9 protein-coding genes and 1 pseudogene are annotated in these 21,738 nt (G+C 74.7%); 7 read left to right on the top strand and 3 right to left on the bottom strand.

What is annotated here, in order from left to right; translation table 11 throughout:
* Positions 1–109: 109 nt before the first annotated feature.
* Positions 110–2,284, bottom strand: coding sequence for a trehalose-6-phosphate synthase (locus ACPC54_RS28640; RefSeq protein WP_498968873.1), 2,175 nt, complete (start codon positions 2,282–2,284; stop codon positions 110–112).
* Between the two features lie 40 nt (positions 2,285–2,324).
* Entirely contained in the window at positions 2,325–3,425 is a 1,101-nt protein-coding gene (locus ACPC54_RS28635; RefSeq protein ID WP_498968871.1) for a carbohydrate kinase family protein, read from the bottom strand.
* Between the two features lie 246 nt (positions 3,426–3,671).
* Between ACPC54_RS28635 and ACPC54_RS28630 the strand changes: the two genes are divergently transcribed.
* From ACPC54_RS28630 to ACPC54_RS28620, 3 genes and pseudogenes are all read left to right on the top strand, one after another.
* A complete protein-coding gene (locus ACPC54_RS28630; RefSeq protein WP_498968870.1) occupies positions 3,672–4,388 on the top strand; it encodes a hypothetical protein in 717 nt (238 codons plus the stop codon).
* A gap of 223 nt (positions 4,389–4,611) precedes the next feature.
* Positions 4,612–6,045 (top strand): sialidase family protein, encoded by a 1,434-nt coding sequence (locus ACPC54_RS28625; RefSeq protein ID WP_498968869.1) that lies wholly within the window; start codon positions 4,612–4,614, stop codon positions 6,043–6,045.
* 104 nt (positions 6,046–6,149) lie between these two features.
* Positions 6,150–7,857 (top strand): annotated as a pseudogene (locus tag ACPC54_RS28620) (DUF885 domain-containing protein).
* 62 nt (positions 7,858–7,919) lie between these two features.
* On the opposite strand, the gene ACPC54_RS28615 reads toward ACPC54_RS28620, so the two are convergent.
* Positions 7,920–8,678 carry a G1 family glutamic endopeptidase gene (locus ACPC54_RS28615; protein WP_498968867.1) on the bottom strand — a complete coding sequence of 253 codons (759 nt, stop codon included), beginning with the start codon at positions 8,676–8,678 and terminating at the stop codon, positions 7,920–7,922.
* 226 nt (positions 8,679–8,904) lie between these two features.
* On the opposite strand from ACPC54_RS28615, the gene ACPC54_RS28610 reads away from it, so the two are divergent.
* Genes ACPC54_RS28610 through ACPC54_RS28595 form a run of 4 tightly spaced genes read left to right on the top strand, consistent with a single transcriptional unit; the run spans position 8,905 to position 21,707 of the window.
* The gene (locus ACPC54_RS28610) at positions 8,905–10,335 is read left to right on the top strand and encodes a lipase/acyltransferase domain-containing protein (RefSeq protein ID WP_498968866.1); all 1,431 of its coding nucleotides are present in this window, start codon (positions 8,905–8,907) and stop codon (positions 10,333–10,335) included.
* A 48-nt stretch (positions 10,336–10,383) separates the two neighbouring features.
* On the top strand, positions 10,384–14,718 hold the full coding sequence (locus tag ACPC54_RS28605; RefSeq protein WP_498968865.1) for an NACHT and WD repeat domain-containing protein: 4,335 nt from the start codon (positions 10,384–10,386) through the stop codon (positions 14,716–14,718).
* Complete coding sequence (locus tag ACPC54_RS28600) at positions 14,699–18,388, top strand: AAA domain-containing protein (RefSeq protein WP_498968864.1); 3,690 nt, start codon at positions 14,699–14,701, stop codon at positions 18,386–18,388. Before ACPC54_RS28605 ends, ACPC54_RS28600 begins: the two co-directional genes overlap by 20 nt.
* Before the next feature lie 19 nt (positions 18,389–18,407).
* Positions 18,408–21,707, top strand: a complete 3,300-nt coding sequence (locus ACPC54_RS28595) for a phospholipase D-like domain-containing protein (protein WP_498968863.1) — start codon at positions 18,408–18,410, stop codon at positions 21,705–21,707.
* The last annotated feature ends 31 nt before the right edge of the window (positions 21,708–21,738 follow it).

Raw genomic sequence — 21,738 nt, 5'->3', positions numbered from 1 at the left:
TGGTACTGCAGGGGGGACCCTGTGGGAGAGTAGGACGCCGCCGAACAATTCTTCAGAGAAACCCCCATCCGGATTCCGGATGGGGGTTTTTCGCGCTTCCGGGCGGGTTTCACGCGCTGCGTGGGACTGCCGCGGTCGGGCGTTTCCTGATCGCTTGGACGATCCTGGTCGCCCAGTCGGTGGGCCGTTGGTGGCCGAGGAGCCGGGAGAGCCGGTGCATGCGGGCCCGGCGTTCGGCGGGGCTGAGGTCGAGGGCGCGGGCCAGGACGGTGCTCAGGTCGTCGGGTGAGTGCGGGTCGGTGAGCAGGGCGCCGTCGCCGAGTTCGACGGCGGCGCCGGCGTGGCGGGAGAGCACCAGGACCCCCGGCCCCGCGTGGTGGTCGTGCGGGAGCGCGGCCCGGGCGGCGACGAACTCCTTGGCGGTCAGGTTCATCCCGTCCTGGAGCGAGGTCACCCAGAGCACGTCGGCGGTCAGGTACTCGTCGATGACCTGGGTGCTGGTCAGGCTGCGGGGCAGGTAGTCGACCGGCTGCCAACGGTCCTGCCGCCACTTGGTGTTGACCTCCCCGATGCGTCGTTCGAGGTGGTCGCGGGTGGTGTCGTAGGCGGTGATGCCGGGCTCGGGCGGCGGGCAGACGAGCCGGAAGGTGAACCGGCCGCGGAGCCGGGGCCGGTGGGTGAGCAGGCGGTCGACGGCGTCGACCTTCTGGACCGGGGCCTTTGCATAGTCGAGGCGCTCGACGGAGAGCACCACGCGGCCGGTGGCCGGTTCGCGTCGCGGTCCGCGCAGACGGGCGAGGGATTCGATGGCGGGCCGGTCGATGCCGAGCGGGTGGACGGCGGTGTCCGGCATCGCGGGCAGGCCGGCGAAGGCCTGCTGGAAGTTCTCGGCGAAGTGCTCGGTGTGGAAGCCGGCCCAGTCCAACTGGGCGAGCGAGGCCCGCAGTTCACCGGCGACCGGGAGGGCGTCGAAGACCTCCGGCGGTGGGAAGGGGGTGTGGTGGAAGAGGCCCACGGCGAGGTCCGGGCGGAGGGCGCGGAGGAGACCGGGGACGAGCCACAGGTTGTAGTCGTGGAGCCAGACGGTGGCGCCGGGGGCGGCCCGAGCGGCGATGCGGCGGGCGAACCGGGTGTTGACGGTGCGGTAGTCGGCCCAGGCGCGGGCGTCGAACGCCGACCGCTGCGGCTCCGACATCAGCACCGGCCACAGGGTCTCCTTGCAGGCCCGGTGGAAGTAGCCGCTCCAGGTGGCGGTGTCCAAGGGTACGGCGGAGAGCGGCAGTTCGGTCGGGCGGGGGAGCGTGGCCTGCCGGTCGCGGTCGGTCTGGGCGGTGACCCAGATACCGGGCAGGCCGTGGGTGAAGGCGCTGGTCAGGGTGGGCAGGATGCCGTTGGGGCTGCTGGGTGGCTGCCAGCTCTCGCCGTTCCAGTGCAGCGGCGGGCGGTGGTAGGCGACCACGAGCGAGTGCCGCTGGTCGGAACGGTCAGGGCCGGTGCCGCCGGGGCGAGGCCCAGGCCCGGGCCCAGGTCCGAATCCGGGCCCAGGACCGGGCCCGGATTCGGGATCGTCGCCGACCCACCCCAGGGTCCGCAGCGCCGCGTGGATGCCGCCCGCGCCGGCTCGGTCGGGGCGCAGGACGGACGGGTCCTCGGCGAGGGCGGTGAGCAGCGCGGGCTCGGCCCCGGCGACGACCACGCCGTGCGCGCCGGTCCGGTACATCGAGAGGTCGTTGAGGGAGTCTCCGGCGACCAGCACCTCCTCGGGCTGCCAGCCGAGCTTCCCGGCCAGGCCGAGGAGCGCTCTGCCTTTGGAGGCGCCGCTCGGCAGGACGTCGAAGTAGCGGTCCGCGGAGTACACCCAGGTGCAGCCGAGGGCGTCGACGGCCGTGGTGAGCTCGTCGGTGAGCCGCTCCGGGGCGAGGTGGTAGGAGCAGCGGCCGTCCTGGACGACGCCGTGCTGGTAGACGAGCCCGGGGACGTGGCGCAGGGCGGCGCGCACCCGTTCGCCGCCCGGCCAGCCGGTCCGCAGGTGTTCCTGGACGGGGTCGACGGGTGTGAGGTCGGTGCCGTCGATGACGCTGGCGCCGACGTCGGCGATGATCCAGCGGGGGCGCGGGACGAGGGGGTCGCGCAGGACGTCACGGATCGAGGAGATTCCCCGGCCGGTGGCGAAGACCACCGTCACCTCGGGGTGGCGTGACAGGGCGTCCCGTAATCGGCGTCGCTCGTCCCGGGTGCCGCCGAGCAGGGTGCCGTCCAGATCGGTGACCAGAATCCTCGACATCCGAGGGACGCTAACACGATCACGCCGCGTGGTGAAGTGTTCACCTCAGCCGGGTAGCCGAGGGGGCCGAGGGGGCCGAGGAGGGAGTCGAGGGAGCCGAGCGACGGGCGAAACGGCCGTCGAGGAGGCGTTCGAGGTCGGCGGCGTGCAGGGCGGCGCTGGAGCCGGGGCCGGTGGTGGCCGCCGCGCCGCAGAGCGCGGCCGCGGCGAGGCAGTCCGGCAGGCTCCGGCCGTCGAGCAGGGCGTGCACCAGGCCGGCGTTGAAGCAGTCGCCCGCTGCCGTCGCGTCGACGGCGACGGCCGGCGAGCCGGCTGCGGAGTCGACCGGCGAGTCGGCTGCGGAGTCGACCGGCGAGTCGGCTGGGGAGTCGGCTGGGGAGTCGGCCGGGGAGTCGGCGCGGGAGTCGGCCGGGGAGGTGGCCGGAATGTCGTGCCGGTCGCCGGCCCGGACGGCGGTGGCCCCGTCCGCGCCGCGGGTGACGACCACCGTGGGGACCAGGCCGGAGAGCCGGGCGATCGCGTCGTCCAGGTCGGCGGCGCCGGTGAGCCGCAGGGCCTCGCCGCTGTTCGGTGTGAGGACGTCGACCAGGCCGAGCATCCGGCGCACGGCGGGGTCGTCGAGGGTCGCGGGTGTGTCGTGGCAGTCCATGACCACCAGCGTGCCGAGCTCTCGTGCCGCCTTCGCCGCGGCGAAGGTCGCCTCGTCCCAGCGCAGTTGCGGCAGCATCAGGGCCCGCGGGCGGTGGCGCCGCACCAGCGGGGCGAGCGGCGCGGGGGTGATCGGGTCCTGGAAGCTGGCCATCGCCCGCTCGTCGCCGGAGGACAGGGCGACGGTCAGGCTCCGTACGGGGAAGGGGTGTCGGCGGAAGCCGGTCTCGTCCAGCCCCTCCTGCCGGGCGCAGGCCAGGGCGTGGGCGCTGAACGGGTCGGTGCCGAAGTCCGCACTCCAGACCACCCGGCGCCCGAGCCGGTGCAGCGCCATCGCCAGCGTGTACGCGCCGCCGGGCACCAGGCCGAAGCTGGCGGCGAACACCTCGGTGCCCGGCCGCACCGGCCGGTCCAGGCCGTGGAACACCAGGTCCGTGAAGTACGCCCCGGCCACGAGGACTTCACTCGGCCGTACCGTCCCGTTCGTCTCCATCCGCCGAGCATAGGGTCACCGGCGGGCCGCGCGGGGTGGAACCCGCGTCGGCCGTCCGCGCGGGCGGGGCGGCGTGAGTTCCCGGCCGGTACGGCGAGTTTCGGACAAGCTGGCGTGCGGGGCGGGATTCCTGGGATCTCCACTGATCTTTCACGCCGCCACCACCTAGGGTGGCTCTCGCCTCGCCACCGGTGCGCCGGTCGGCGGGCGTTCGACCTTCCCCAACCTGCCTGGAGTGAGCTGCACATGATAGTTCGTCAACTGTGGAAGCGGGTGGCGGCCTCGGTCGTCGGCCGGGGTGTCGGGGCCGCGGTGGCCGCGGGCGCGCTGGTCGTGGCCGTGGCGTTGGGCGGCACGGTGGCCGGGATGTCGTCGGCGGAGGCCAGGACCGAGTGGAAGTGGGGCGGTGCGGGCAAGTGGGCGTGCTCCGGGCAGCCCGTCGACGCCGGGAACGTGATCACGGACCACGACCCCAAGGGGTGCGGCGGCTGGGGCTCCTGGTACCAGCAGCCCGCGAAGGACGGCATCTGGACGTGTTCGGGCTCCCCGGTGGTCGCCGGGTACGTGATCACGGACCACACGACGTACGGCTGCGGCGGCATCGGCTCGTGGCGGCACAGCCTCGTCCATGACGGCATCTGGACCTGCTCCGGCTCGCCGGTCGTGCCCGGGTACGTCATCAGCAACCACTTCCGGTCCGGCTGCGGCGGCATCGGCGGCTGGCAGCACAGCCTCCCGCACGACGGGATCTGGACCTGCTCGGGCTCCCCGGTGGTCGCCGGGTACGTGATCACCGGCCACACCACCTGGGGCTGCGACGGCGCCGGCTCCTGGCGCCACAACACCGCCCGCGCGGGCCTGTGGGCCTGCCCGGGCTCGCCCGTCCCGGCCGGCTTCCGCTCCACCAGCTACAACGCCGGCGCCTGCGACGGCCTCGGCGGCTGGCTGCTCGCGCGCAAGTGACGGTCCGTCGCTGACCTCTCCGGCCGCCCGGCGGCCCTGCCCCATCGCGGCCGGGCGGCGGGGCGGCCGGGTGGCGGACCCGGTTGGGCCGTTGCTGTGAGGGTTCGGGGTGGCACGGCATGGATGCGGCGTGGGCGGGAATCCGTTCCCGGGCGGATCGGCGGCCCTCGCGGCAGCCGGTCCGTCACCCTCAACTCCCTTTGCACCCCGAGGAGATCAGCTCGTGCACGCACCTCGCGCCACGCTCAGATCCCTGATCACCGGACTCTGCGCCGGAGCCACCGCGCTCGCCCTCGCGGCGGGGCCCGCGCTGGCCGTACCGGCAGCCGCTTCCCCCGCCACCGCCGGGACCGCCGTCCGGTCGGCCCGACTGCAGGCCCCGCAGAGCGGGAAGGCGGCCGGCCTGGCGGCCTCCTACACCGTCAGCACGCCCGCGAACATCTCGTCCTCCTGCGCCGGGCAGAACGCCGAGACCATCCAGGCCGTCGACCCGGCGGTGAACGCCGTCTACGACGTGTGGATCGGCTGCAAGGGCATCGGCTTCGCCGCCTCGCCGAACGGCGGAGCCGGCTTCGGCACGCCGCTCACGCTGCCGGGCAGCACCGGGCAGAACGGCGCCCGGGCGTGGGACCCGTCGATCACCGTCGCCCCGAACGGCACGATCTACGCGGCCTTCATGGTCACCCGCGCCGGCGAGACCTTCCCCGTCATCGACGCCAGCACCGACCACGGCGCCTCGTTCCGGACGGTCGGCTCGATCGTCCCGCCGGACGCCAACAACTGGGGCGACCGCGTCTTCATCGCCGCCGGCCCGGACGGCGCGCTCTACCTGACCTGGGACTACGGGCCGAGCGCGGCCGCGGTGACGACGGTGTGCCCGCCGAGCGGCAGCTGCGCGTTCGCCACCGGCGACCTCAACGCCGTGTTCCAGAAGTCCACCGACGGCGGCCGGACGTGGAGCGCGATGTCGCACATCAGCCCCGGCTACCCGAACAGCGGGGCCGACAGCGCGCCGGTCATCGTCGAACCGGACGGCTCGCTCGACGTGGTCTACCAGGGCTACACGGTCACCAACATCCCGACCGACGACCTGACCGTCGCCTACACCTACGCGACCCGCTCGACCGACGGCGGCGCGACCTGGACGGCGCCGGTGCGGGTCGGCCCGGACGCGGGGACGATGAACAGCACCGAGTGGTGGATCGACGGCGCCGAGGCCCTCGGCCCGGACGGCACCCTGTACACGACCTGGGACACCCAGGGCTCCAGCACCGACACCGGCTGGCTCTCCTACTCGCGCGACCACGGCGCCACCTGGTCCGCGCCGGTCCAGGTGCCCACCGACACGCTGAACGTCCCGCACGTCATGCAGGTCGTGGCCGGCCCGCCCGGCATCGCGTACGTGGGCTGGCTCGCCGGCAGCGACCAGCGCGGCTACGCGCAGTACCTGCGGACGTTCTCGACCACCCAGGGCTGGCTGTCCGCCCCCGTGCAGGTCTCGCAGGGCTTCGGCGCCACCTCGGTGTGGCCCGGCGACACCTTCGGCTTCTCCGCGCTCTCGCCGACGAAGCTGGTGCTCGCCTGGGGCAGCGCCGTCGCCCCCACCGCCACCAAGGACGACATCTGGGCCGCGACGGTCGGGGTGACCCTCTCGTAGACCCGGTGCCCGGGCCGCCTTCCGCCGACCCCGGCCGGGGGGCGGCCCGTTGACTCCCGCGGACCGGCTGACAGCCCGCCGGCCCGCGCGCCACGATGGTGGGCATGCCAGAGACACCGACCTCCGCCCGCAGCCTCGCCGACGACCACGTCGCCCGGGTCGCGGCCCTCGACCCGGCGACCGCGACCGGGCTCGGCCTGCACCCCGAGGACGACCGGCAGCCCGACCTGTCGCCGGACGGCTTCGCGGCGCGCGCCGACCTGGCCCGGGCGACGCTCGCCGCACTCGACGCCGCCGAACGGAAGGGCCCCTCGCCCAGAGGCCGAGGACGACGCCGAGCGCGACTGCGCCCGCCTGCTGCGCGAACGGCTCACCGCCGAACTCGCCGTGCACGACGCCGGGGACCACTTCCGCGAGCTGCGCAACGTCAACTCCCCGCTGCACCGGGTGCGCAGCGTCTTCACCATGATGCCCACCGACACCGACGAGCACTGGGCCGTGATCGCCGGACGGCTGCGCCACGTGCCCGCCGCACTGGACGGCTACCGGGCGACCCTCGCCGAGGGCATCGCCCGCGGCCTGCTGTCCGCGCCGCGGCAGGCGCGGGCGGTCGCCGCCCAGCTCGCGGCCTGGACCGGCGAGGACGGCGGCGCCAACTGGTTCACCGGCTTCACCGCGGCCGGCCCCGCCCGGCTGCGGCCCGAACTGGACGCCGCCGCCGAGCGCGCCACCGCCGCCGTGACGGCCTTCCGCGCCTGGCTGTGCGACACCTACCTGCCCGCCGCGGACGGCACCCCGGACGCCGTCGGCCGCGAACGCTACCTGCGCTCCGCCCGCTGGGCCATCGGCGCCGACGTCGACCCGGCCGAGGCCTACGCCTGGGCCTGGGAGGAGTTCCACCGCACGGCCGCCGAGATGCGCGCCGAAGCCGAGCACATCCTCCCCGGCGCCGGTGTCCGCGCCACCATGGACCACCTCGACCGGGACGGCCACGCGATCGACGGCGAGGAGAACATCCGCGCCTGGCTGCAGCAGATCACCGACGAGGCGATCGACGCCCTCCACGGCACCCACTTCGACATCGCCTGGCCGCTGCGCCGGGTCGAGACCAGGATCGCCCCGCCCGGCAGCTCGGGAGCGCCCTATTACAACGGCCCCAGCCTCGACTTCGGCCGCCCCGGCCGCACCTACCTGCCCACCCTCGGCCGGACCTCCTTCCCGACCTGGCAGCTCGTCAGCACCTGGTACCACGAGGGCGTCCCCGGCCACCACCTGCAGACGGCCCGCTGGACGGCCTCCGCCGACCGGCTCAGCCGCTACCAGATCACGCTCGGCGCGGTCAGCGCCAACAAGGAGGGCTGGGCGCTCTACGCGGAGCGGCTGATGGACGAGCTGGGCTTCCTGACCGACCCCGCCCGGCGCCTCGGCTACCTCGACAAGCAGATGCTCCGGATCATCCGGGTGATCGTCGACCTCGGCATGCACCTGCGACTCGCCGTCCCGGCGGACGCGGCCAGTAGCGAGTGGGACAGCCATCCGGGCGAGCGCTGGACCCCGGAGCTCGCCTCCGCGTTCATGGCCGCCCATCACGGCAGTGGCGCCGCCCGCCGCAGCAGCGAGATCGACCGCTACCTCGGCTGGCCCGGCCAGGCCATCGGCTACAAGCTCGGCGAACGGGCCTGGCTGCGCGGCCGCGAGGCCGCCCGCCGCCGCCGGGGCCCGGCCTTCGACCTGCGCGCCTGGCACACCGGCGTGCTCGCGCAGGGTTCGCTCGGCCTGGACGACCTGGCCGAGCGGCTGGCCACCCAGTAGCGCACGACGGACGGCGCCGCCGATCACCGGGATCGGCGGCGCCGCCGCGCACGGGGAGGCCGTCAGCTGTGCTGCCAGGTCACCGCGAAGTCGGTGCCGTTGGCGAGCGGCGAGGTGGTGGCCTTGGTGACGCCGCCCTCGGCCATGTCGATGACCGAGGGGTTCGAGGCGCCGAGGTCCTGCCCGTTGGCGGTGGCGCCGGTGAAGCCGGCGGTGCCGAAGTTCGCGAGCGGGAGGACGCCGAAGAGGCTGGACGGCGCCTCGGCGATCACCTCGGCGGAAGCCAGCTTGGCGCTCTTCAGCGACTTGACGACCTGTTGCGTCCAGCCCTGGGTGGTGTCGGACAGGGTGAGCGTGAACTTCCCGGCGCCATCGGTGGTGACGCTGCCGGAGAGGTGGTCGCCGGGCACGACGGTGTTCTGGAAGTCCGCCGGGTACGCCGGGTACATCTCGTACCAGGCGTAGTACACCGGCGAGCCGCTGGAGCAGTCCGCCGAGGTGCCGATCTGCTCGACCGTCCTGCTGGTGTCGCCGTCGAGGCCGACCCAGAAGGCGGAATACGCGTCGGTGCTGGTGCAGCTGACGGACGGCTGGACCCAGTCGGCGCTGACGCCGGTGAACGGGCCGCCGGTGGCGGCGTAGCCGGACCAGTTGCTGCTGGTGCTGTTGCGCAGGCCGCCGCCGTGCTGGTGCCCGGCGATCGGCGAGCGGACGGCCCCGGCGAGGGCGTCGGGGGCGGCGGCGACGGCCGGGGTGCCGGTGCCGAGCAGGGCGAGGAGGGCGGTGACGGCGCAGAGGGTGTGCCGGCGGATTCGGGGCATGGCGGTGGCGACTCCCTTGTGAGGGTGTGGAGTTGACCAGTCGTCGCCCAAGGTAACCGCCGCGCTCCGGGCCGCCCGGGCGGCGGGTGCCGGCGGACCGGCGTTTCCCCTGATCGGCCCAGCGGAGCGGGGCCGAGAGCCTTGAAGGCGTTCTGCCACCGTATCGGGACCAGGATGTGACACGTCGTCATGGTGCCCGCGGTGGCGCGTGTTCTACGCTGCCCGCATGACGCAGCTTGGGCCGCTGGAGCGAATGGACCCCGCCGTACGGGTGAGTGCCGACGCGGTGGTGGTGATCCCCGGGATCATGGGCAGCCGCCTCGTCGAGGCGGAGACCGGCCGGACGCTGTGGGGGCTGGGCCGGGCGGCGCAGCTCGCGGCGCGCTGGCGGCACCGCGAGGGGCTGGCCGCGCTGGCCGTCACCCCGCAGGAGCGGGACGGCCGGGTCGGCCGGGTGGTGCCGGCCGGGCTGCTGGACACCGCCGAGTTCGCGCCGGTGCTGCGCGGCATCGAGCCGTACGGCCGGCTGGTGCGGCGGCTGCGGGAGGTGCTGGTGCACCCGGACGCGCTGCTGGAGTTCGGCTACGACTGGCGGCTGTCCGTCGAGCACAACGCCGAGCAGCTGGCGACGGCGCTGCGCGCGCACCTGGCGGCCTGGCGGGCGCACCCGGCCCGGCCCGGCGGCGCCGAGCCGAGGGCGGTGCTGGTGGCGCACTCGATGGGCGGGCTGGTCGCCACCGCGATGTGCGCCCGGCACCCGGAGCTGGCCGCCGAGGTGCGGGCCACCGTCACCCTCGGCACGCCGTTCCTGGGCGCGGTGAAGGCGACGGCGCTGCTGAACAGCGGGCAGGGCACGCCGCTCGAACACCGGAACCTGCTGGCACTGGCCCGCACCCTGCCCGGGGTGCACGACCTGCTGCCCGCCTACCGGTGCGTGGTCACCGCCGACGAGGACGTGGTCGAGCTCGGCCCGGCCGAGGCGGCCGCCCTCGGCGCCGACCCGGAGCTGTTCGAGCGCACCCGGCGCACCCGGGCGCTGCTCGACCCGTCCGTGCTGCCGGACCACAGCGCCGTGGTCGGCGCCGGGCAGCCGACCGAGCAGGCGCTGCGCATCGAGGGCGGCGTGGTGCGCACCTACCACCACGGCCATCTCCGGCACCCCGACGACGAGTTGGTGCGCGACGGGATCGGCCGGCTGGTCCCGGTCGACCACGGCGGCGACGGCACGGTGTTCCGCTACTCGGCCACCCCGCACGACGGCGTGGCCGAGATCTGCCTCGGCCAGACGCACGGCGCGCTCGCGAAGAGCAGCACCGCCCTGGACATCGTCTGCGGCGTGGTGACCCGGCTGGCGGCCCGCTCCGCGCTCGGCGCCGGCGACCTGCCCGAGGACCAGGTCGGCCTGCGGCTGCCGGACCTGGTCACGGCCGGCGAGCCGTTCACCGTCGCCGTGGACGGCGTGCGGGACGCCGGGACGGCCGCCTGCCTGGTCGAGGACGCCTACGGGGACACGCCGGTGGCCCGCCCGCTGCTGGTGCGCGGCGACCGCCCGGACGAACTCGTCGCCTCGGTGGTGCTGGACGAACCCGGCCTGTACCGGGTGGCGGTGTCCTGCGGGACGGACCCGGTGACCGAGCTGGTCCTCGTCCAGGACTGAGCAACGGCACGAGGGAGCAACGGCACGGGAGTGGACGGCAGTTCGAACGTGAGCAGTGGTTCAGAGACCGGCGGGGAACGGCACGGATTCCAGGTCGTCCCGGTCGCCTTCGACGAGTACCGGGACGCGCGGCGCCACCCGCCGATCGAGGCGAGCGCCGAGGCCGAGGCGGTGGCCGCACTGCTGGCCCGGCTCGGCGGCGAACTCGCCGGGTGGGAGGTGGCCGAGGGTCGCGACCTGGCGGCCACCGACGCCCGGCTGCGGCAGTGGCGGCGCGGCGCCCACGGCAGCTCGTCGGTGCTGCTGTGGTTCGGCCACGGGCAGTCCAACCAGGACGACGCCTGGCTGGTCGTTCCCGGTCGGGAGGGCGAGGACTGCGACGGCGAGCTCAACCCGACCAGCCTCGCCGAGCACGTCGCCGCGCATGTGCGCGAGCGCGGCTCCGGGCCGGAGTGGACGCTGGTGCTGGTCGAGGCGTGCGGCGCCAAGTGGTTCGTCGACCTGATGCAGGCCGAGCTGCTGCGGCGCCGGGCGGCCCGGGCCGTCGTCCTGGTCGCCACCGGCAAGGACCAGGGCCGCGGCTACCTCTCCGTCTTCCGCGAAGCACTGGCCGACGTGCTCGACACCTTCACCGACAACGACAGCGAGATCTCGCTGCGCGACTTCGCGGCCCGGCTGGAGGACAGGCTCGCCCGGGAGCAGCGCGGTACGGTCACCACCCACGGCATCGCCCGCGCCCGCCACCTCACCCGGGCCGCCCTGCTGCCCGAACCCGTCGCCGCACCGCTCGACGTGTTCGCGCGGCTGCAGACGCTGCTGGCGGCCCTGCCCGGCCACGAGCGCGCCCACTTCGCCCGCCGGGGCATGGGCACGGCGCTCGGCGAGCTGGCCTGGAACTTCGTCGGGCGCGAGGCCGAACGGCAGCACATCGCGCGCTGGTTGAGCGATTCCGACCGGTCGGGTAACGGGCTGCTGGTGGTCACCGGAGCGCCCGGCGCGGGAAAGTCCGCCGTCCTCGGCAACGTGCTGCTGCACTCCTACCCGGAGATCCACGCCATCCTCGCCACGGCCGGCTTCCCCGGCGGCGACTGGGCCCCCGAACAGCCGCCGGCGCGCCTCGACCTCTCCCTGCCGCTCACCGGCGCCACCATGGACGACGTCGCCACCGCCATCGCCCACGCCGCCGGGCTGGACGCGCCGGGCGCCGCCCTCTCGGCCAGTGAGCGGGCCGGGGAGCTGACGGCGGCCGTCGCCGGGCGCGGTCGGCCGCTGACGGTGATGGCGGACGGGCTCGACGAGGCGAGCGAACCGCTCGCGTTGGCGGCGCTGTTCCGGCAGCTGGCGAGGGTGCCGGGGGTGCGGGTCGTGGTGGGGACGCGGCCCTCGTCGGGCGGCTACGGGCGGACGGACCTGCTGGACGCGCTGGGGGGCGGGGACGGCCCGGAGGCGGGCGACACCCTCTGGATCGAACGGGACGAGGGGGCGCTGGTCGAGCTCGTGCGCAGCTCGCTGGAGCAGCTGCGCGGCCGACCCTTCGGCTTCTTCATGGCCGTCGACTTCGACTTCGACGTCGACGAGCACCGCCTCGCGCTGGACCGCTTGTTCGACGAAGCGCTGGCGCGGGTGACGGCCGCGGTCGCGCGCGGCAGGCTGCAGTTCCTGCACGCCGGCCTCGTGGTCCACGAGATCCTGGCCGACCCCGGCCTCCTCCAGCCCGGGCGCGCCGCCGAACTCGATCACCTGCTCGGCGTCGACGACCTCGACCGCGACGGCGACACCGCCACCACCCGCCTGTTCGCCGCCGCCGTCGACCGGGTGAGCCGCGTCGTCCCCGGCGGCCGCCAGCTGCTGGAGGCGCTGGCCCTGGCCGAAGGGCGCGGCCTGCCGCAGGCGGACCGGGTGTGGGTCACCGCCGCGAACGCCCTCGGCCCGCAGGGGGTGGACGAGGCCGTGCTGCGCGACCTGCAGCGCGCGGCCGCGCCCTACGTGATGCTGGACGCCGAGGCGGGGCAGGCGGTGTTCCGGCTCGCCCACCGGACCTTCCAGGAGTACTTCCTGGCCGACGCGCGGAGCCCCAGGCACCGACTCGCCCTGGCCACCGCCCTGTTGGACCTCGCCGAACAGCAGGAGGGACCGCTCAACCCCTACCTCGCCCGCCACCTGTCCGGCCACCTCACCCGCTCTCACGCGAACGCCTGGGACCAGTTCGCCGCCCGCCCGCACCTGCTCGACCGGCTGGACGTGCGTGCCGTCACCGCCGACGCGACGCGCGGCAACGACCTGACCGCGCTTCCGGTCGAAGTCGTCGGCACGGTGGTCACCGCGCACCTGGCCGAGCAGAGCGGACCGGCCGACCGGCGCGGGCTGCGCCGCCTCGGCACGGCCCAGACGGGCGGCCCGAACGTGCTCACCGCGCGGATCCCCGGCCCGCGCCCGTCCGTCCCGCGCGAGGAGCCGGCCTGGGAGCCGGTCTGGTCCGGCCTGCGCCGCCGGATGCCGCACCTCACCCTGGCCGGGCATACCGACCGGGTGCGCGCTGCGGCTGCCGTGCGCGGAGCGGACGGCGCCCGGCTGCTCGCCACCGGCGGCGAGGACGGCACCGTCCGGATCTGGGACCCGTCCTCCGGCCACGCCGTCCACCCTGCGTTGCGCGGCCTCGGCGACCGCATCCTGACCCTGACCGCCTTGGACGGTGCCCAGCGGCTGGTCGTCACCGCCTCCGACCGGGGACGCGGACGGCTGTGCGTCGTGGAGACCCGTACCTGGCAGTGGCGCGACCTGCCTTGCGCCGAACCGTATGTCTCCGCCGCTGTGTTGCCCACGGCGAAGGGCGGCATGCTGCTCGCCCTCGGAACCGTCCCCGGCCGCATCCACCTGATCGACCCGGAGACCGGTGAGTTGTACGGCCGACCGTTGACCGGGCATGTCGACCCGGTGACGGCCCTGGCCGCCCTTCCTGGGACTGACGGTCGCACTCGCCTGGCCAGTGCGGGTCAGGACGGCACCGCCAGGATCTGGGACCTGGTCAGCGGTCGGCAGGAGCACCCGCACCTCACAGCAGCCCTTGGCCCGCTGTGGGCCCTTGCCGTCCTCTGCGACGGCGCGGACGGCCCGGCGCGACTGGCCGTCGGCGGTGCGGGCGACCGCCTGGTGTTCTGGCAGCCGGAGAGCGGCGACCGCTGGCGGCTCCCGGCCGAGTTCCCCAGGGGCGTCCGCGCACTCGCGACGCTCGGGCCCGAGTCGGTCGCGGTCGGCGCCCTGGACGGGACGGTCTCGCTGCTCGACCTGTCCTTCGACGGCCCGGACGGTCCTGAGGACCCGTCAGATGGTCAGGCCCCGGCCCGGGCCCGGATGCTCACCGGCCACGGCAGCGCCGTCACCGTGCTGACCGCCTTCACCACCCGTGACGGTGAGAAACGCCTGGTCAGTTGTGGGGACGACCAGGCAGTGAAGGTGTGGGACCATACCGCCGACCGCTTCGTTCCGGGTGAGGCCCCGTCCGCGCGGGCGGGCTCGCTCGCCGGACTGCCGGATCCGCGCGGGCCACTGCTGGTCGGCGTCGCCGCCGGGCGGCTGCTGGTCCGCCGGGCCGTGGACGGTACTTCGGCCGACCCGCCGCCCACCCCGCTGGGCACACCCAATCTGCTTGCGGTGCTGGACCTCGGGCCAGACGGCCTTCGGCTGATCGTGGTGCCCGCCCCGGGCGAGCCGTCCTCGGCACCGCGGGTCGCCTCGGTCGACGTGGCGACCCGCTGGTACCGGGAGCTGTTCCCGGCGCGAGGCCCCGGCCGGCACGGGCGGGGTGAACGGCTGACCGCGCTGTCCGGTTGCGCGGGTGCCACGGGTCTGCTGCTGTGCGGTTGGGACTCCGGCTGGGTGGGGCTGTGGGACTACGCGCGGCACCGCTGGTCGGTCGGCTTCCGCCCGAGTGGCCACAGCGCGATCCGCGCCGTCACCGGCTTTGCGCGGCCCGGCGGCCAGGGTGGACCGGTCGCCGTCAGCGCGGCGACGGACGGCCTCATCCGCTGCGCCCTGCTCGACCCCGCCGCACCCGACGCCACACCCCCCGACCTCGCCGTCCTCGACGGCCACACCGGCTGGGTCGAGGCCCTGGCCGCCTACCACGCGCCGGACGGCACCCCGCTGGTCGCCTCGGCCGGGGAGGACGGCACCGTGCGGATCTGGGACCCGCTCGCCGCCGTCCAGCGGCACGTCATCCGGCTCGGCGTCCCCTGCCGCTCCCTCTGCATCGCCGGCGGCCTGCTCGCGGTCGGCACCGACGACGGCCTGCTGGCCCTGCGCCTGGGCGGCGAGCTGGCGCCGACCGACCACTCCCCAACGGAAACCAGGAAGGCGAACGCCGATGCACGCACACCCGGCTGACGCACCGCACACCGACGACGTCGACGCCTACCGCGACCTCGTCGACCGCCTCTTCTGCAAGCCCAACGCCCCGTACGGCCCGTACGAGCGCGCGGGCGAGCCGGAGGTGGTCGTGCCCGGCCTGCTGTTCCGGGTCGAGCTGAACTACCCGGGGGACCTGGCCGGGCGGCTGGAGGCGTCCGTCTTCATCGGCATCCAGGGCTTCGCCGGCGAGCTGTGGGAGCACGAGGTGCGCGGCCTGCTGCGGCTGGACGCGCTGAGCCACCCCGCGCTGCCCACCATCCGCAGCGGCGGCTTCGACGCGGCCAACGAGGTCGCCTTCGCGATCACCGAGAGCCAGGGCCAGGCCCTGAACGTCGACGCGACGGTCCGCTGGGCGCAGTCCGCGCGGATCGAGGCCTTCGAGGCGTTCAGCGTGCTGCTGGACGCGCTGAACCACCTGCACGGCGCCCGGCTGATGCACCGCAACCTGACGCTCGGCGCGCTGCGCGCCGTCCAGCGGCACGGCGAGGCCTCGGTGACGGTCCAGCTCTCCCGCTTCGAGCTGAGCACCCTGATCGGCAACCTGGTGCGCCGCACCGCGCTGCAGAACTCCGCCCAGGTGGGGGAGTTGGTGCGCCGGCTCTACCTGGCCGCGCCGCAGGGCATGGACCAGGCCCGGCACCTCGCCTACCTCGCCCCGGAGACCCTGGACTTCCTGCTGCACGAGCGCTCCGGCCGTCGCCGGGAGTGGGCGACCACCGACGTGTTCGGGCTCGGCGTGCTCGGCTTCGAGTGGTTCTGCGGGCCGATCCCCGAGCTGCTGCCGGAGGAGTTCGCGCGGGCCCAGGCCGTGGACGGCCCGGCGCAGGCGATCGCGCTGGCCACGCTGCGCACGCGGATGCGCGCCCACCTCACCGGCCGGGTGGACCTGCCCAAGCCGCTGGTGTCGCTGCTGCGCGAGATGCTGGAGGAGGCGCCGGAGGCGCGGGTCACCTCCTTCCAGGCGCTGCGCCGGCTGGAGCAGAACTGGGAGGGCATCCGCCGGCTGTGGGAGGACGCGGCCGAGGAGGTGCCCCGGCTGGTCGCCTTCCTGCCGGACCAGTCGGTGGAGACGATCTTCGAGCTGCGCAAGTGGATCAGCCACAGCCCGGACACCCCGGCGGGCCGGGAGGCGCTGCGGAACTTCTACGTCCGGGAGCTGCGCGGGGCCGAGCTGGTCTGGTCGCCGAACGGCGCGGTCGGCTTCGCCAACGACGAGCCGGAGAAGCTGCAGGAGGCCCGCTGGGTGCTGATCGGCGAGCAGGCGGTCTGGTTCTGCGCCTTCCTGTACGACCAGGACCTGCTCACCAAGCAGCGCGGCGAGCAGCACGAGGACACCCTGGTCATCAAGTACCTGAAGGACCGCAACCACGCGCAGGCGCTGGTCCGCGCCCAGCCGCGCCGCAAGGTCGGCCGGATCGAGGTGGTGCCGTTCTACCCGGGGCAGAGCCTGGCCAAGGTGCGCGCGGGGCGGCCGTCCTGGCTGCCGCTCACCGAGTCCGTCAAGCGGGCCCGGGCCCGCGGCAGCGAGGAGCAGGAGTTCCTGCGCTCGCTGGACTTCCTGCTCGCCTACCAGCGCACCGCGCTGGACGCCCGCAAGTACCCGTTCATCCGCACCGACAAGGCCGAGGACCCGGGGCTGGCGGTGCTCACCTTCGACGAGCACCGGGACGCCGCGTGGCGCCACCGCTCCCAGCTGCTGACGGCCTTCAGCACCGACCCGAAGCGGCGCCCGCGGCTCAGCGACTTCGTCGAGAACCTGGACGTCGACTCCGAGTACATCACCCTCGACGTGGTGCCCGGCCACCAGCGCGGCCCGTACTTCGGCCACCGGGTGATCAAGGTCGACCTGGTCGAGCGGCGGGACCGCGACACCATCGTGGTGCGCCCGCACCGCAACCAGGACCGGGTGCCGAGCGTCGGCTGGCTGCGGCCCTCCGACGACGGCGGCTCCGAGCCGCAGATCGCCCGGCAGGCCAAGGCCCGGACGATGCTGGAGAACCAGGCGGCGCTGATCCGCAGCCTGCGCGCGCCGATCTCCTACGACCTCGGCCGCGGCCGCTGGCGCTCCGCCCCCGACACGCAGCTGGAGGGCGAGGCCCCCGACCGGATCAACGACATGCTGGCCCTGCAGCCCTTCTACGCCCTGCAGGGCCCGCCGGGCACCGGCAAGTCCACGGTGGCCGCGCACGCCCTGCGCCGCTTCCTCCGGGAGGAGCCGGGCGCGCGGGTGCTGGTCAGCGCGCAGTCCAACTACGCGCTGGACAACCTGGCCGCCCGGCTGATCAAGGAGATGCCGGACGTCCTGATCCTGCGGGAGACCCCGGACGGGCAGGACGACGAGGAGCGGGTCAAGGACCGCACCGTCCTCGCGCACACCCTCGGCAAGCTCACCGAGCGCCTCGCGCAGACCATCGAGTCCCAGCTCGAATGGATGCTGCACCCCGAGCGGCTGTCGGCCGAGGAGCGCCGCCGCTTCGAGGAACTGCCGCCCGGCGAGCGGCCGTTGCCCCTCAACGACCAGGACCGGCCGGTCGCCGAGGCCTGGCTGAAGAGCGTCGCCTCGAACCAGATCGAGCTGACCGACCGGATCAAGAACGGCGCCAGCATCGTCCTCGCCACCTGCTCCATCGCGGCGACCATCACCGACACCGACCGTGACCCGGGCGACATGTTCGACTGGGTGATCGTCGAGGAGGCCGCCAAGGCCTGGCCGACCGAGCTGATCATCCCGCTCGTCCTCGGCACCCGCTGGACCCTGATCGGCGACCACCGCCAGCTCGGCGCCCACCGGGAGGAGGAGGTGCTGCAGTTCCTGCGCAGCCTGCGCGACCACCCCGACAAGGACATGCGCCTGCACTACGACGAGCGGGAGATGCGCGAGCGGGTGCTGCGGATGTTCGGCCACCTCTTCGCGGACCGGGAGGAGCCGGACACCGGCAAGGTCCACTACGAGGCCTCCCCGCTCGGCCAGTTGAACCTGCAGTTCCGGATGCATCCGGACATCGCCCAGCCGGTCGGCCGCGCCTTCTACCCGTACGTGCCGTTCCGGCCGGACGACGACGGCCTGCCGAAGAGCTTCCTCGGCACCTCCTCCCTCGCGGACCTCGACCACGGCGTGCAGCGGCCGGGCTTCCTGCGGGGCGCCGCCCTGGTGTGGCTGGACACCACCGGGCTGGAGGACTGCGCCGAGCACCCGTACTGGTACAACCAGGGCGAGGTCGAGGTGATCGACCGCCTGGTGGACCGCATGCGCCCGGCCCCGCTGGCGCCCGACCGGCCGGCCGAGGACGACGGCGGCCTCGTCGTCCTCACCCCCTACCGGGCCCAGAAGAACCTGCTGGAGAACAAGGGCCTGCTGCGCGGCCGGGTGCACACCGTGCACTCCTTCCAGGGCCGGGAGGCCGACCGGGTGATCGTCTCGCTGGTCCGCACCACCCAGTCCGGCAACACCGTCGCGGGCAACGTCGGGCACGTCGGCCGCAACGAGGTCGCCAACGTGCTGCTCTCGCGCGGGCGCCGGCTGCTCGTCCTGGTCGGCGGGTTCGCGCACTTCGCCGAACACGGCGGCACCTCCTGGGACATCATCACCAAGACGGTCCGGCGCCACGGTCGGATCGTCCCGGCCGAGACGCTGATGGGCGAGTGAACGGAAACCTGGTGCAGCGATGAACGGAACCGCCCAACTCGCCGTCCCCTGCCGCCTGGTGGCGCTCAAGGTGCTGCTCGGCCCGGAGAGCGGACTGACCACCCTGGAGGACCTGGTGGCCCGCGCCATTGCCGCCGGGCGCACCACCGTCGAGTCCCAGGTCGACCTGTTCCGGCTGCCCGAGCGGATCATCGTCGACGTGGTGCACAGCCTCTGGAGCAAGGGCCACATCCTGGTCCGCTTCGACAGCGGCGACCTCGAACTCGCGGACGGCGCCCGCGACATGCTCACCGAGGGCGGCCTGCGCGACGCCGCGACCGTCCAGGAGACCCGGCGCTTCCTGTTCGAGCCGGTCACCGGCCAGCTGTTCCCCGAGTGGCGCGGCAAGCGCTTCGCCCCCGAGGGCAGCCTCGAACTGCCCGCGCACCAGGGCGTCACCGAGGCCGACCTGTCGGCCGGGGACCTGCTGGAGGCCGTCCAGGCGGCGATCCGGCACGACCGCCGGCGCCGCGGCTTCCGGCAGAACGTGCTCGACGTCGGCTTCGGCAGCCCGGTGCTGCGCCCGCCGGAGGAGCTGCGCTGGCTGTCCGTCCGGCTCGCCGTGCGCGTCGACACCGCCCGCGACGTGCTCTCCGTCAAGCTCATCGACGACGAGCACATGTGGGGCATGCGCGCCCGCCAGCGGATGGCCGAGCACCTGGCCGGCCTCGCCGAGGAGCAGCCCGACCACGAGTTCGTCCGCAAGCTCACCGGCCGGGCCGACCGCGGCCTCGTCCCGGCCGAGACCCTGGACAGTCTGCTCGGCCAACTCGCCGCGCAGGTGGACAAGTTGCCCGGCAAGCAGGTCAATCAGATCGACGACGCCCAGGAGCAGCTGGAGAAGCTGGCCGCCGGCATCGAGGAGCGGATCGTCGACGCCGACCGGGGCCGGGCGGGCGTCGTCCTGGTCGAGCACGCCGCCGGCTACCTGTGGGCGGTGGAGGAGCTGATCCGCTCCGCCACCACCCAGCTCGTCGTCTCCAGCCCGCTGATCCGCTACAGCACCCTGAACGCCCTGCTGCCGGCGCTCACCGACCGGCTCGCCAAGGGCGTCAGCGTGGTGCTGCTCTGGGGCCGCAGCGCCGCCGACACCCTGCCCACCCCGGTGCGCACCGCCCTCAACGAGCTCAAGGCGCGCTACCCCACCCAGGTGCTGTTCGAGGACCGCAGCGCGCAGACCGACGCCTGCCTGGTCGTCCAGGACGCCTCCCGGGCGCTGTTCGGCTCGCAGAGCCCGCTGCACGCCGACCTCGCCAACGACCAGGGCGAGATCGGCGTGCTGGTCGAGCCCGCCGCGGACGGCCCCGCGGCCCCGCGCTGCGTCGCCGACGCCCTGCTGTGGGCCCGCAAGGCCTACCCCTTCGCGGCGGACGGCGCCCGCATCCAGCTCCAGCCGGACGGCGCCGAGGACGACGCCGCCACCCGGCGCCCCGGCCGCGGCGCCGACGCCTCCGAGCTCTGGCCCGCCCCCGACAGGGAACTCGCCGACGAGGCGGTGGTGCGGCTGTGGGCGGAGAGCTGGGCCGAGTACCACACCGCGGTGCTCGACTCGCTGGCCCGCTCCACCGGCGGCACGCCCTCCGTCGAACTGGTCCGCGACAGCGCGCACCGCGACCTGATCTCCTCCGCGCTCACCACCCGCAGCCGGCGGCTGGCGATCACCGACGACCGGATCGACCCCCGGGTGGCCAACGACCTGATGGCGCGGCGGGTGCGCGACGTCGCCGCGGGCGGCGCGAGCGTCCACCTCGTCCACCCGCAGACCCATGTCTCCGGCAAGATCGGCAAGGCCTTCGCCGAACTGCTCACCGCACAGGAGGCGGGCATCCACGTCCAGCGCCGCCGGGCCGGCGTGCGCGCCGTGCTCAGCGACGACAGCGTGTTGCTCGGCAGCTTCTCCCCGCTCAGCGAGGGGCCCCGGGGCAACGCCGCCGGGCGGGTCGGGCAGGTCGGCATCCACGTCCGGGGCGTCGACTTCGCCGACGCCTTCGCGGCCGCGCTCGGCATCCCGGCCGGCCCCGAGCGCCCCGGCGTTCCGGCGCCCCGCCCGGGCGCCCCCGCCTCCCCGGGCCGGTCCCGGGCCGCGCGCAGCGTCGCCCTGCCGCTGCTGGAACAGGCCCGCCGGGCGACCGGCCCGAACGGCTTCACCAGTGTGATCGGCGAGCGGATCGGGGAACTCGACGACCCGTGGGCGGTCCTCGACAGCTGGGAGAGCGCGCGCGTCCCGGCCGAGGAGCTGCGCCGGGGCGTGGCCATCGTGCTCGGCCGGGGCGACGACGGCGGGTGCGACCACGAGTCCGACCACAAGTCCGACCACGAGCCCGAGCCCGGGCCCGGGCCCGAGCCCGACCCCGCCGTCACGCCCCGGGAGCGCTGGACCGGCTGGCTGGTCGCCGACGCCTGGCGCCGGCGCGCCTTCGTCGAGGCCGCGGTCGTCGGCCGGCTGCTCGCCGACCCGGCCGCGGCGGCCGCCTGCGCCGCCGCCACCGGGCTCGAAGTCGGCCCGCTGAAGGAGCTGTTGGTCGACTCCGCGCTGATCCTCGCCGAGGGCGGGTCGCCGGCCCGCACGGTGGGGGCCGTCGCCGGGATGGCGGAGACCCTGCTGTGGGGCGGCGCCGAGGGCGGCGAGGTGATCTGCATGCTCGCGGGCGCCCTGCCCGACCGCTGGCGCCGCCTCGCCGTGCTCGCCGCCGAACGCGAGCCCGGCCGCCCGCTGCCGATGAAGGCCTTCACCGCGGCCATGGCGCACGCCGCCGACCGGGCCGCCGCCGAGGCCGCCTGGGTCGAACTCACCGGGCAGATCGACCACATCGAACGGCTGCGCGGCCGCTTCGACTTCGACGCCGGGCAGGCCATGCACGACGGCCTGTTCGGGGCGCGCGGCCTGCTCGCCGAGATCCGCGCCGCCGCCCTGGACGCGGAGCTGCGCCCCTCGGTGGAGCCGCTGCTGCCGCGCAACGTCCGCCGGCACCTGGACGACCTGGTCGCGGCCGCCGGCAAGGCGCCGATCGCCTGGCGCAGCCAGCTCACCTTCCAGCGGCGGATCGAGTCGATCGTCCGCACCGCCCGCGAGCTCGCCTCCACCGGGGCCGAGTCCGAGGTCTCGCTCAGCGCGCCCCAGGAACTCCTGTACTGCCGCCGGCTCGGAGCCGAACTGTCCGCCTCCTGGGACGAGTTGTTCAGCGAGGCTGGCGGCGTCGGCAAGCCCTACGGCCTGCCGATGATCGCCTTCCTGGAACGGCTGCGGCCGCTCTACGACTGGTCGCGGGAGCAGTCGTGAGCGGGGCGGCGGTCATGACCACCGAGGAGCC

The sequence above is a fragment of the Kitasatospora sp. NPDC094028 genome, from assembly GCF_049543595.1.
GTDB lineage: Bacteria > Actinomycetota > Actinomycetes > Streptomycetales > Streptomycetaceae > Kitasatospora.
Note: the sequence above shows the minus strand (reverse complement) of the source record. Positions and strands in the feature narration are given on the sequence as shown.